The following is a 12,636-nucleotide window of genomic DNA, read 5'->3' as shown; positions in this document are numbered from 1 at the left end:
TGCAGAGTTAGCATGCAGGAGCAGTTGCAAAATCAGTTCAGAAACGTTCTCTGAGGATGGGCGTAAGGCATCAGGGATTTAACAGCTGCCGGGATTTGACTTAAGTATAGAATATGAGTTTTGTCTGCGTTTTTTGGCCGCGCTAGCGTCGGGAGATAAACAGAGCCTTACATCCAGGGCAAAGCATGGCCTGATTGCGCCGGATTTTTGACAGAAGTTGAGCCGATTTTAAGCCACAAACAGGGCAGACGGCAGTGGCGGTAGACGCACTGGTGAAGAGTTTCATTGCGTAATTGATAATAGACATAACCATTAACCTTTCAATGAACGAGCTTCACCGTATCACATGTGGTTAAGTTTTAATCTATTTATTTTGAGGCACTGAAATTCAGGAGAGGTAGATATTCGCAACCACAGGCACCCTGAAGGGAGGTTGAGGCCTTTGCCAGTTTAATTTCTCTTGCAGATTCTCTGGATGGCTAAAATATAATTTGCTTATTATTAATTACCGTGCCTTAATGAATCCCATCAGTTCAATGTACAGACGAACGTTAAACATTTTCCGTGTAGTCCTCATTACCAGGTGTTATCGCTGATATCCCCCCCTTTTGAGTCCATACGTTTAATACTATACGTTTACTATCAATACAATCATGTGTAGCAGGAGTTGGTATGACCATAAGAATTAAAGGTTTGGTAAAATGGTTTAACGAAGACAAAGGGTTTGGCTTCATCTCTCCTCTTGATGGTAGTAAAGACATCTCTGTTCATTTTTCTGCGCTTAACGGCGACAACTTTAAGACCTTATTTGAAGGACAGAAAGTTGAATTCGCCATTCACAGTGGTGACAAAGGCCCTGCTGCTGCAAACGTAATACTTTGCGATAAATAAATCTTTGTGGATCTGCGATAACGATGAATAATTATTCCTGAGTAGACAGTTCCATAACTTAAATCAGATAAAAGTCGTTTATTCTTAATATCAGGTCAGCATATTTTTTCGCAATTATGAGTGTGCTGACCGATGTGATGAAGTGCAGGACTGCTGCATAAAAGTCTGAAAGCAGAAGCTAACTGCTTGTTAAATAATAAAGTGCGTAAGAGGCGAGGCTGCCTCCGAAAGCATCACGTCTTTGCTTTTACCTTATGGCATCTGACTGTTTACATCCACGAGAGAACAGGGTAGTGGAATATGATAAAAGTCCTTGTTTTCTTTAATGCTGAATCCTGTAAAGTCATGACTGTTCTGGAAGGTATATCCTCTATCAGGCAGGAATATCCGAACGGTGAAGAAACGCATCTTCGGATTATGTCTGCAGGCTTTCCTTCCTTAACTGGCGTTCATGGTATTGTTTACGTAGCTTCTGACAGGGAGTTAACGTCACAGGAGATACTTGATGCTGCAAGGAAATATTTATAGCTTTTTTTTATGCTCTCTGCTTCACGTTTGATTGCATTCTTACCATATTTATCAGAAGCGAACAAAAAATGAGTTAAAAATATTTACGGCCTGCTAACAGCAGGCTTTTTTTCATATTCAACATTTTAATACCTACACTGACATGAGAGAAATATTCTTTGTTATCTGATTAAATGCCGATATCTCTCCCACCCTCTTCATGCTATCTTGCCTTTTATGATGAATCCTTCTGAGCGGCAGGGCTAATTAACCTGATGACTTCTATGCTGGAATGTTCATCATGCACGACTGAAGCAGCGAGTCATGGGAGGTTACCCAAAGTCTTACCGGGAGGCACCCGGCATCATATATAAGCCCCTGCATATTGCTGCAGGGGATTTCATGCTTCTGATCACTAAAAGTGATTATCGAACAATTGTTATTTATTTCCGCTTTTAGCACATAGCAATCCTAAAAACAGTAGCCACCGTCATGGGGTCTCGGGGGGCGGAGGTTCAAACCCTCTCGTGCCGACCAAAACTCCTTTAAGAACCAGACTTTACGGCTGGTTTTTTTATGCCTGTTTTCTGTACGGGGAAACTCAGGGGATTATTGGGGTGAAACTATCGACAGATTACCAGCCAACTACGTTCTATCGGGTTGTAATATCCTCTTGAATAGCAAGCACGATAATTGCCAGGAACCTTTTCCCTATACAGTTGTCTGACAATTGAATTCATCTGACATTAAGAAGCTCTATGATTACTAGTCTCTTATTGGTATTTGCCGCGATTACCACTCTGTGCATCATGTTGTTCGCTGCGGTAAAAGTAGGGATTGGTTTGTCTAACAATCCAGACAGAAATGATAATTAGCCTCAACCACGTAACCCCACTTCATACTTCACTTAGCAATAATGTGCTCACATGGCCGGGCAATCATCAAACTCTGCATTCCTAGCATCATTGATGATGTAAGTAATCACCCAGAATATAGCGGGTGCAGAACCGTATCCGTCATCATCTACTGGCAGCGCCTCCTTTCGCCCGCTCTCCAGATTAATCAGGTTGGGTTGAGGGTGAGTCCGATATCGCTTCCCCGTCGATTGCACATATCAGCAGTGAGTCATCGCAGGCAGTAAGTGATGTCTCTACCACAAGCAGCGCCCCTGGAGTATCCCTTCCCTGAAATGTGAACGTGATACCCGCATGAAGTAAGTCGTTGCTGGTTGATAAGCTGCTGATCGAGTGAGATCCTCGTTTCAACGTAATCACTGGCAGTTGAAGGGAACCCCATAGCTAAAATCCTCCGTTTGGGGTGAACAGTAGTAATCTGGTAATCATTCAATACCCGCACTATCGAACGTTCGCCAGTTCGCCGTCGCCCGTTCTTGCATACGACGAGGCGGTGGTGTCTTCTCAACACCGCGCAGGAAATTTTTTGTATAGCGTCGCCCTCCCTACATCGTAAATTATAGCCACACGTTTTCTTGACTCACCTGCAGCTATCAACCTTCCAGCCTGAGCCCACTCTTCTGCGGTTAACTTTAGTCGTCTTGCACAAAAGACGGCGATATATCAGCCAGCGAGGAAACAGAACTGGCAGCGTTGCGAAGCTATCGTACTGAGTTACGCCGCCTCGATTTGTCTTCCGCCCCTGATATTAACTGGCCTGAATATTCGGGGAAGTAGGCCATTCAGGATTTGAGGTATCTACCCGGTTAAGCAAGACACGGTATTTCTTCCACTCCAGTAAAAGTGCGGTTTCAACCTTCGTTGCCATGTCGAGATCAACAGCATCCTGTAAGGGAGCTATAGCGGATGTTGCAACCGCCAGAAGATTTATTTTTTCCTGTTCCGCCAACATCAGAAGATGTTCATTTTCCGCATCGGTATCGTGGACCCACTGTGCTCCGTTCCACTTAACAAAATGGCCTTCCGGCGCAACGGAAACAACATCGTCAGGTAACTTACCTAACTGGTCAATTGTGGTAGCTTTCCCGGTTTGAATGTCGTAGACAATTTTCCCTCGATGGTCCTCAACCAGTGACCATTTTTCTGACTTAAGATTAAATACAGCGACAAAACCGGCCTTCGCTGGCGGCGGAGAAATATTGGTACTGTAAGCAGGTAATCCGGTATTAGCAGGGATAAACCCTTCACATTTCCCAATATATTCATTTGTATCTGCACGAAGGTTGTAGAGAGTAATAGTTCGGTTTTCTCCTGTCATTTCAAAAGTCATCAGGCAAGCCTCACAATATAGTTAAACGCAATATTTTTGACAGTGTTTTCCGCGTTACCAGTAGCGTTAACAGTGACGGAGTGTCCGTGTGAACCAATAGCAATGGAGTGTGCATGAGCGCCAATTGCAACAGAGTGCGCATGGTTACCCGTAGTGTTTGTGACGCCAGACCAGGTTCTGGAAGCGTTAAAGTTTACAGGAACACCATAAGTAAAATTAGAACCTGTAAAACTTTTAGCCGCTGCAGAGCCACCAAGTGTAAATGCTCCACTTGCTGTATAGAAGCTACTATTATCACTTCTGAAGTAACCGAGAGTACCAGTAATTTCCATAGTACCTCTGTTGTGGTTATGGTCACCGGTAGTGTTTGAAGTCTTAGTGCCGTAATCAAACGATGATGTGGTTTTAGTTCCCAAATCCGTACTGGATGCGCTGGCTCCGTGGGTATGCGATATAACACCATCCTGTTCATACGAAAGTGCCGCACGACCGTTCGGTTTACCCTTAATCGTCTGGCCTCGCATATCCGGGATAACACCCGATGGATACGCAATCGCAAGCAATGGATAGGCTGCTTTATCGAAAGGTTGCCCCTGCATTAAAGCATACCCTTGCGGAGTTGTATCAGACGGCCAGGGAATAGGTGCGCCGACCGGAAAAGAATCATCAGGTACCCAGGGAGTCCATGCCTGCGTTGAATACTTGCTACGTGTATAACTGCGGGATGAGTTGTACACGCGGTAAATCTGTGTCACTCCGGCGCTTCTCAGTACCATCAGAGAACCTGCATTATTCTCCGGGTAATTCAGTGCCGCACTGGTATTAACATTCATATCCTGAACATACAGCCCCGGCGTCTGGAAATTGTCCAGATTTTGGTCTGCACCAATCATCAAGACTTGCCCGTTAAAAATATCCTGTGAGGTGATGTAAATATCACCTGTAAGCGCTTTTTCGTTTACTCTGCGCGTTGAAGGCACCGCGCCAGCTGCTAAATTTATCGTTTCTACCAAACCAAGGTATGTGAGAATTTCATTTATTGAGTTTTTAGCAATCAACCCACGCCCGGTCGTCGTCAGATCCGTCAACATCAACGTATTTTTACTGCTAAAAAATGGCAATTTACTTCCGGAGGTAGACAGCCCGGACAGCGACGTCAGTATTTCATTTAGCGGCTGTTTACCCGCTAACGCATTGAGCATCGTGGTTGCAAAGTTAGGATCATTTCCTAATGCCTGCGCTAACTCAGCCAGCGTATCCAGAGCTTCAGGGGATGAGCCAACTAATGCAGCAACCGCAGCCTGAACGTACTCGGTATTCGCAATCTGTTTGTTACTGACACTTAATGGCGGCGTGGGGGCAGTTGGAGTCCCTGTCAGATCCGGACTGTCCAGTGGGGCCTTCTGGTTTGCCAGGCCTTTGACTTTTTTAACGGCTTTCGGTGTCGCTGCATAGGCTTCACTGTCGCTGTCGTCATCGCTGCTTAACTGAACAAGCCCTTTCTGCGTGGTGCTGGCGTCTCCTGGCTTCAGACTTTCAGCAATATCCCTCGCTTCATCACGGTATCCCTGTGAGGCTACTGCCGCGCTTTCAGCGCCAGCCATTGCGGCTTCGGCGCGCTGAGTATCATCAGCTACAGCGGCTTTCAGTTGCTCCGAAACCTTGCCTGCGGCTTTCTCCGCAGCGTCTGTCGCCGCTGTTTCAGCGGCCTCCACTGCCTCGTTCCGGGAAGTCAGCGCCTCATCTCTGGCCTGTTCTGCGCGGGTGACACTCTCAGCGGCCGCATTTTTCTGTTTCTCAGCCTTTTCGGCTGACTGCATGGCTGATGCATCACTGGAAGATGCCGATTCTGCACTGGCTGATGCCGCAGCCTCTGATTTAGCAGCCTTTTCGCTGTACTCCCTGGCATGCTGTTCACTTAGCACTGCAGCTGCCGCGCTGTTATCACCCTGTTCTGCCGCCTGCGTGGCCGTGAGGGCGCTTTCACGCGCAGAGGTTTCCGATGCGGCTGCATTACCGGCATGTTCACCCGCTGTTTGTGCTGCTGCAGCAGCACTTCCGGCACTTCCTGCGGCTGACTGTGCCGAAACTCCCGCTTCCTCCTGCGCTTTCTGTGCCGTATCGGCGGCGATTTTAGCCTGTCCGGCCTGCTCCGTCGCTGTCTGTGCAGACTTTGCCGCACTGTCCGCATCCGCTGCACAGGCCAGAACGTCCTGCGCGGTCTGTCGGGCATTATCATCAGCAGAGCGGGCAGACACATCAGCAGCATCTGCAGAGCGTGCTGCCTGCTTCTGTGACTCTGCTGCAGCCGTTGCAGAAAGGGCTGCCGAATCCTTACTTTGTTCCGCTGACTGTGCAGCCTGTTCGGCGCGTTCCCGATCCTTTTCTGTTGCACCGCTCAAATCCACTACACGGTTTACCATTTCTTCAAAGCGTTTCATCACCTCCGGGCGCAGATCTGCATCTTTTGGTGCATCGAGAAACGCATTCAGGGTATCCGGCGCATCGGTCGGGGCCACGTAAATGTCGCCAGCCACAGAGGGCGGAAACCCTTCCCGCATCAGTGACACACTGTAATAACCCGGTTCAGCCTCAATGCTGTAGTGGCCGTTCGCGTCCGTAACAGTGGATGAAATAACCTCCACAACAACGGTCGGGCTGGTTTTCTTCGCATTCAGCTGAATAGTGCAACCCTGTACCGGCTTCCCCGCCCCGTCTTTTAATACGCCAGAAATTTGTACTGACATATGTCATTACCTCTTGTTTTCAGCAATAAAAAAGCGCCCATTCAGGCGCTCGTTTCTGGATTCAGGTATCAGTAAATGCTGATCCCCGTGCTGTTCTTCTTCACCACCATGACCAGCAGGTTGCTGATATCAGCCCAGGCCCCGCCGCCATACCCCCTGGATGAAACCGTGAAGCTCAGCGTCACATTTCCACCTCCGGCTGGCATATCAAGAACCCTGCTGAATGATCTCGCTGTAATCGCGGGTTCTGCGTTGTATATCTCTCTGCCGTTGTGCTTCACCACAAGCCCACAGTCTGTCCATATCTCGTTGCTTGTCTCTGATTTTGCCTTTCCTCCTGCAAAGGTGATGGGGGGAATGATTATCTGCCTGTCAAAATGGTGGTCATCCTGTATCTGAACCGTGAGGGTCCCATTCGGGTAATTAGCGCTTCCGGGGAAAGCCCGCCCCACGGCTTTAACGATATCGCCGACAATATTCTCTGCCCGCATTGTCCCGTTAATGGTGCAGTTTTCCGCTATCGTCACATTATTGAGGGTGCCGGAATTCGCGCTGATATTACCGCTGATATCCGCATTACGGGCAGTCAGCCTGCCGTCAGGCGTCAGCATAAAGGTCGGCGGGTTCCCGCCACTGGTGATGCTCGGGGCCGTCAGATATTTGAGGAACACCTCGTTCATAAATATCTGGTTGCCCTGCGCCACAAACATCGGAGTTTCATTGCCGTTCGCCGGGTTGATAAACGCGATACGGTCAGCCGCCACCAGGAACTGGCTCAGTTTACCTTCTTCCGTATCCTCCATGCTCAGGCCCAGACCAGCCACATAGTGCTTCCCGTCTTCGGTCTGTTCTATCTTCACGCCCCACATGGCATTCCACTTGCCGTTCGCGTCCTGCCACTCTTCCGAAAACTGATCCAGCCGGCTGGCGTTGTCTTCCGTCAGCTCCACCTTCTCCAGCAGCTCTTTACCCAGGTGGCTTTCGGTGATTTTCCCTTTGAAGAAATCCAGATAACCCGCCGCGTCGTTGCTGGCCTGCCCTTTAGCCTCCACGAACGCCGATTTTCCGACCTGGTTCACGGCCCGGATATAGAAGTAATAATCCTTGCCGGGTTTGATATTCGCGTTTGCTGCAATCCAGTACAGCGCGGTGCCGAGATAACGCGCATCGGTTTCCACCTGGCGGATATCGGCAATCTGCGTATCTGTAAACCAGAATTCATACTGCACCGTGGGGTCATATACCGCCTGGCGCGGGGTGGCGGTTATCTGGAAATAGCCGGGAGTCAACTCAACATAAGACGGTACAGCCGGTGCGGCGATGCTGAAATCTGTGCTGGCAGGCTCACCCTGCTGGCCCTGGGTGTTCACCGCCCGCACCGTCAGGGTGTAGCGCCCCGGCGTCAGGTTGCGGAAGGAGTGCTCCGTTTCGGTCAGGGTCAGGCTGCTGGCCAGGCGGTCGCTGTTATCTTCCGCTTTCACCGTCAGGCGCAGGAAGAAGTTAACGCCTTTCACCACGCGCGGCGTGTCCCAGCGCGCCCGCGCCTGATACTGCCCGTCCTCTGCCAGAATCTCCGTGGTGAGATGCTGCACAGCGGGTGGTGTGTTCGTGATACCTGTGCCGGGCAACGGGTCAAACTTCGCACCGTTGTCCACGATGCTCTCTTTCTCCGGAACATGCTGCACGGCGGTGATGGCATACGTGCCGTCATCATTCTCCCGTATGGCCACGCAGCGAAACAGGCGCTGGCGCAGGTCCGGCAGTTTCAGCCCCCACACGCTGTACGCCGCCACGCCATCGGGTAATTGGCTGACGGTCACGCGGTCCGGGGCCGGATGTGCGGTGACCGCGACGGTAACAGGCTGGCCATCGCTGCCCACCAGGTTCAGCACCACATTGCCGCCTGGCGGTATTTCCACCTCGCGGTCCAGGGTGAGCGTACGGGACAGGCTGTCGACCGACAGAACGCGTCCGCCCACGGTCACGCCGACATAATCACTGTCGCAGACCTCAATGATATCGCCGGGAACATGTCGCAGTCCTTCGGCCCCCACGAAAAAATCCACCGTCTGCGTTTCCAGCAATTCGGTGGTGATGGCCCACAGTCCGGCGCGGTGCGCCTGCCCACGGCTGGTACAGGCAAATGCATCCATCTTCAGAACATTGCGACCGTAGCGCCGGATGGCAGCGTCGTTTTCCACCAGTTCGGTGGACGTTTCCCAGCCGTTGTTCGGGTCGGTGTAGCGCACCTCGGCGGCATTGTGGCGCTCTTTCAGGGCACTAAAACTGTAGATGAACGGCGCACCGTCAGCGGGCATCACCACATTACTCTGTGTGTAGGTCCAGACTTTATCGGCGGGCCGGTCCTGCACAAAGGTCAGGGTACTGCCGTTCCAGACCGGCATGCAGCGCATCAGGGAACAGAAATCCCCCAGCACGTCCCACGCCTTACGCTGGTCCGTCAGATACGCATTGCAGGTGATGCGCGGCTCTGTCCCGCCAAAACCGTCAGGAACAGGCTGATCGCAGTACTGTGCAATGGCATACAGCGCCCACTTGTCCACATAAGCAACACCAATGCGGTTTCCCATGCCATAGCGCGGATGAGTCAGCATATCCAACACACACCAGGCCGGATTATCTGTCCAGGCGGGTTTAAACGTCCCGTCCCATATTCCCGTATATGTCCGTTTTACCGGATCGTAGTTCGACGGCACCTGTACGATACGCCCGCGCAGGAGATAGTTTCGCGTGACCTGTTGGCTGCCAAACTGCTCCGCGTCCACTTTTACCCCGATAACGGCGGTATTCGGATAGCGTTGTTTTACATCAATGATTTCGGTATAGCCCGACCACACCGTTTTGTTCTGCAGCAGGTCTGTCGTACTGTCATCAGTGATACGTTGCATGCGGACTTCAAACGGCCGGGGCGGCAAATCATCGATCACCACAGATGCCAGAAACTGCGTGGTTGTTTTACCTGTAATGGTGATATCCCGTTCCGTTCGCCACAGCCCGTCCCGGCGAAACTGGATCAGCATCTGTACGCTGGTCGGGTTGCGGTCGCCTTTGGTACTGGTACTAACCAGAGACTGCACACCAAAGGTAAAGCGCAGACGGTCCAGCGTTTTAGTGGTAATCGTGCGGGTTACCGGCTCTGACTTCTTCACCTCCACACCCAGCAGGGTTTCAGCGCCGGAGTCTTCGAACCCCTCCATCGCGGTTTGCTCATCCTCCCCCACGCGGTAAACCACGGTGACACCATGAACCATCGCGTTACCGTCGCTGTCGAGGACCGGCGTTTTGTTAATTCTGACACTCTTCAGCCCGTCCACAGGACCTTCAATCGGCCCCTCGCAGATGGCATCAACTACCGTCAGCATCTGACTGGATTTCAGGTCGTCAGGAGCCTCATGCGGTGTTTCACTGCTGCCACCACCCTTACCCATAATCTGTTCCCTCTGAAACGACAGAACCGCCCGGAGGCGGTTCTATGTAAATACAAATATGCTGCAGTAAGTCAGCGACCGATGATCACCACCTGCCCCCCGCCACCTTCATCCCGTGTGCTGATTTCCTGGGAGATCGTGCGGGATCCGACCAGCATTTCACCGTATAACACCGGCAGGGCATTACCCTGCGCCATCATGTTGTCCAGTGACGAAAAATAGGTGTTCTGTTTGCCGTTATCGGTCTTCCGGGACGAGGGGATTTTTGCCTGCGGCATCAGCATCTGCGCCACACCACCCAGCATCATGGCCGCCCCCATAGAAAACAGAACCGAGGATGCCGAAATAGCACCGGCAGATAACGCTGCTCCCCAGGCTGCCAGTGAAGCCCCTGCTGTAAAAAAGGACGCGGCTATTGCTACTGCTCCCAGCACCACCTGGAACAGACCACCGGATTTAGCCCCAGCCATGCGTGGGACAATATGAATAATGGCCCCCTCCGGCAGCGGCTCGTGCAGACGGGCTGACAGGCTGGTTTCATTCACATCCAGGCCTGCAATGCGTATCTGATACCAGCCATCATTCATTTTCTGCCGGAAGCCCGGAACCTGCATGGCCAGCGCGTAAATGGCCTCGGCCCCCGTTTTTATACTGAGGCTGAAGCGGCGGCCAAATCGTTGTAAATCCCCGTGAAGGCAAACTCGTGCCATGCCCGGTGTCGCCATATCGAGTGTGTGCGGCGTTGCCATTTGTCGGTATACCTCTCGCGTTTACTGAGCTGATCAGGAATATGGTGCAGCAGCTCGCCATCGCCGCAGTAAATCGCAGCATGATTGGCAACCGATGAACCAAAACAACAAATCAGAATGTCTCCGGGCTGTGCCTCTGCGGCATTCACCCAGTAAAAGCCGGTCGCCTCCAGATTATCCAGATACAGATTATCCCCCTGCGTCCACCAGTCCTCCTTCCGCGCAAAATCCGGCATCTCAATACCGGCCAGATGGTACGCATCGCGGAACAGGGTGTAACAGTCCGTCACGCCATGCTCAAATGCCCGCCCGGTGAGGAACGGCATGCAACGAAATTTGTATATCCGGTCATCGCAGACCAGCCACCACGGCAGGCCACTCTGAACCTGCAGGCGGCGATCAACATCGCTGAGAAACGGCAGGCCATCGGGATGGCTGTGGACCAGGGCCACCATATCGCCTGCCGCCTGCGCCTGAAGGTAATCAGCCGGATCCATGCGGAAATACAGGGTCGGTTCAGCGGAAAGATTCTGGCAGGGAAAATACCGCTCCCCGGCTGGCGTGTTCACCACCCAGCCGCATGATTCAGCGGGCGCACACGAAGCAGCATGCGCCAGGAGTGTTTTGTTCATGTGTGTATCCATCAGGAAAGACGGTTAATCGAGAGGAAGCAGCCGATGCGCGGCAGGTTATTACGCAGCTCGCAGCCGGTACGGCATTTGCTGCAGGCATCTTTTGCCGGGTCTGCCGTGGGCTTATCAAACTCATCCGCCACAGGCGGCCCGATGTAACCACACTCATCAGAACGGTAGGTCCAGTTGCAGACATCAGCCAGCATGATCCGCGCCGGAAACACGCTGCCGTCCGTTTCGGTCGGTGTGGCCAGCACGAAGGTCGCCGTGGTGGCTTTCAGCTCCGACAGTTGTTCAATCACCCAGCGGCTGACCACTTCCTGTTCCGGGTTGGCCTCCGGATTGCCGCCTGTAAAGTTCACCGCATCGAGAAAACGGGCGTACACAACATGCCTTACCACCGTGGCCCCGACGAGGCTCTGCATATCTACCGCAAGTCCCGTAACCATGCCAAACAGGTTCGACACCGCCAGCGTCGGGCGGGCGGTAGTCCCTTTCCCTGACAGGTCGAACCCGGTTCCCTGTATCGGGTAAACGTCATACTTCCGGCCCTGCCAGGTGACCGGCTCGCCCTTCTCGTTCAGTTCATTTGAAAAATAGTAGCGCTGGCCACCAAAGGCCGTCAGGTCGATTTCCCACAAATCAATGCGGGCCGACTGTTCGGTTTTCGTGATTTCGTTGAGGGTGTTCTGAGGAATATCTTGCATAAAGATCCTTAAGCAATGACCTGCTCAAATTTACAGCTGAAATCGGAATACGCGACGTTGTCCGTAACAGACCACTCCCGGCAGACAACTTTTATTGTGCGGTTGTATTTTGGCGGTCGCCACAGAAAGGCTTTATATCCTCCGTGCTCGGCCAGAAACGCTTCAAGTGCGGTGCGGGAATTGTCCGACGTGATACGGAAAACAGGCTGGAAGTTAATTAACTGATGGTTGAGTCCGGTCGGGCGACGTTGCTCATAGCTATCCCCAAATTTTATGGTTGTCACCGAAGGGGAAACAGAAGACTGCATCCCCTCCCTGGGTGCCCAATGAAAGGTTTTCACTTATCCTCCCGCCAGCATGCCGCCATCGCGGCCCTGAGTTCTCAGGATACTCATGACACGCGTGTCGACCATTTTGACCAGCATCTGCGATGCCTGCGGCCCTATCTCCCCGTTTTGCCCGTCATTCTGAATGGTAATGTGATACTCAGGTGAATAAACAATCCCACCATTCATACCACTACCAGAGGAACCCGGGTCACCCAGCGCCCTGACACCCAGCGTACCGTCAGTCGTTTTCGCCAGAGGCATAATGGCTTCCGGACCAGCTTCACCAAACACGCCAGCCCCCTTTGCAAAAGCAAACAGGGTCGGGCTGTCATAGATGCCGTTGCTGTAGGCACTTAATGAAGGTGAGTCATAAACACCGCC

12 protein-coding genes and 3 pseudogenes are annotated in these 12,636 nt (G+C 52.0%); 4 read left to right on the top strand and 11 right to left on the bottom strand.

The features are described 5' to 3' along the window. Positions 1-142: 142 nt before the first annotated feature. Positions 143-307 carry a YnfU family zinc-binding protein gene (locus OGV77_RS13435; protein WP_216350678.1) on the bottom strand — a complete coding sequence of 55 codons (165 nt, stop codon included), beginning with the start codon at positions 305-307 and terminating at the stop codon, positions 143-145. Between the two features lie 365 nt (positions 308-672). Here OGV77_RS13435 and OGV77_RS13430 point away from each other — a divergent pair, with 365 nt between their 5' ends. The 3 genes from OGV77_RS13430 (at position 673) to OGV77_RS24745 (ending at position 2,273) form a co-directional block, all read left to right on the top strand. After that, the gene (locus OGV77_RS13430; RefSeq protein WP_080625051.1) at positions 673-891 is read left to right on the top strand and encodes a cold shock domain-containing protein; all 219 of its coding nucleotides are present in this window, start codon (positions 673-675) and stop codon (positions 889-891) included. A gap of 300 nt (positions 892-1,191) precedes the next feature. Next, positions 1,192-1,419, top strand: a complete 228-nt coding sequence (locus OGV77_RS13425) for a hypothetical protein (protein ID WP_080625050.1) — start codon at positions 1,192-1,194, stop codon at positions 1,417-1,419. Between the two features lie 737 nt (positions 1,420-2,156). Continuing rightward, on the top strand, positions 2,157-2,273 hold the full coding sequence (locus OGV77_RS24745) for a YnaM/YnfT family protein (RefSeq protein ID WP_352477250.1): 117 nt from the start codon (positions 2,157-2,159) through the stop codon (positions 2,271-2,273). A 47-nt stretch (positions 2,274-2,320) separates the two neighbouring features. Here OGV77_RS24745 and OGV77_RS13420 read toward each other — a convergent pair. Both OGV77_RS13420 and OGV77_RS13415 read right to left on the bottom strand, forming a co-directional pair. Then, positions 2,321-2,694: pseudogene (locus tag OGV77_RS13420) on the bottom strand (HumD family translesion DNA polymerase). A gap of 122 nt (positions 2,695-2,816) precedes the next feature. Further along, positions 2,817-2,954, bottom strand: a pseudogene (locus OGV77_RS13415) (helix-turn-helix domain-containing protein); the annotation flags it as partial. Between the two features lie 9 nt (positions 2,955-2,963). On the opposite strand from OGV77_RS13415, the pseudogene OGV77_RS13410 reads away from it, so the two are divergent. Next, a pseudogene (locus tag OGV77_RS13410) lies at positions 2,964-3,089 on the top strand (tail fiber assembly protein); the annotation flags it as partial. On the opposite strand, the gene OGV77_RS13405 reads toward OGV77_RS13410, so the two are convergent. From OGV77_RS13405 to OGV77_RS13370, 8 genes are all read right to left on the bottom strand, one after another. Beyond that, positions 3,061-3,642: a tail fiber assembly protein gene (locus OGV77_RS13405; protein ID WP_286502753.1), complete on the bottom strand. Its 582-nt coding sequence runs from the start codon at positions 3,640-3,642 to the stop codon at positions 3,061-3,063. The pseudogene OGV77_RS13410 and the gene OGV77_RS13405 sit on opposite strands and share 29 nt — an antisense overlap. Continuing rightward, entirely contained in the window at positions 3,642-6,389 is a 2,748-nt protein-coding gene (locus OGV77_RS13400; protein WP_286502752.1) for a prophage tail fiber N-terminal domain-containing protein, read from the bottom strand. The genes OGV77_RS13405 and OGV77_RS13400 overlap by 1 nt, the downstream gene beginning before the upstream one ends. Positions 6,390-6,457: 68 nt before the next feature. After that, on the bottom strand, positions 6,458-9,838 hold the full coding sequence (gene gpJ, locus OGV77_RS13395; RefSeq protein WP_286502751.1) for a phage attachment tail tip protein J: 3,381 nt from the start codon (positions 9,836-9,838) through the stop codon (positions 6,458-6,460). A 71-nt stretch (positions 9,839-9,909) separates the two neighbouring features. Continuing rightward, positions 9,910-10,587, bottom strand: a complete 678-nt coding sequence (locus tag OGV77_RS13390) for a tail assembly protein (RefSeq protein WP_286502750.1) — start codon at positions 10,585-10,587, stop codon at positions 9,910-9,912. After that, a complete protein-coding gene (locus OGV77_RS13385) occupies positions 10,485-11,219 on the bottom strand; it encodes a C40 family peptidase (protein ID WP_286502749.1) in 735 nt (244 codons plus the stop codon). The genes OGV77_RS13390 and OGV77_RS13385 overlap by 103 nt, the downstream gene beginning before the upstream one ends. A gap of 11 nt (positions 11,220-11,230) precedes the next feature. Further along, positions 11,231-11,926 (bottom strand): phage minor tail protein L, encoded by a 696-nt coding sequence (locus tag OGV77_RS13380; RefSeq protein WP_286502748.1) that lies wholly within the window; start codon positions 11,924-11,926, stop codon positions 11,231-11,233. Positions 11,927-11,934: 8 nt separating this feature from the next. After that, complete coding sequence (locus OGV77_RS13375) at positions 11,935-12,267, bottom strand: phage tail protein (RefSeq protein WP_286502747.1); 333 nt, start codon at positions 12,265-12,267, stop codon at positions 11,935-11,937. Next, a partial coding sequence (locus OGV77_RS13370; RefSeq protein ID WP_502873697.1) for a phage tail tape measure protein occupies positions 12,268-12,636 on the bottom strand: 369 nt, incomplete at its 5' end.

It is taken from the genome of Citrobacter sp. Ce129 (assembly GCF_030334545.1).
Classification (GTDB): Bacteria; Pseudomonadota; Gammaproteobacteria; order Enterobacterales; family Enterobacteriaceae; genus Citrobacter; species Citrobacter europaeus.
This window is presented reverse-complemented; position numbering and strand designations above follow the sequence as displayed.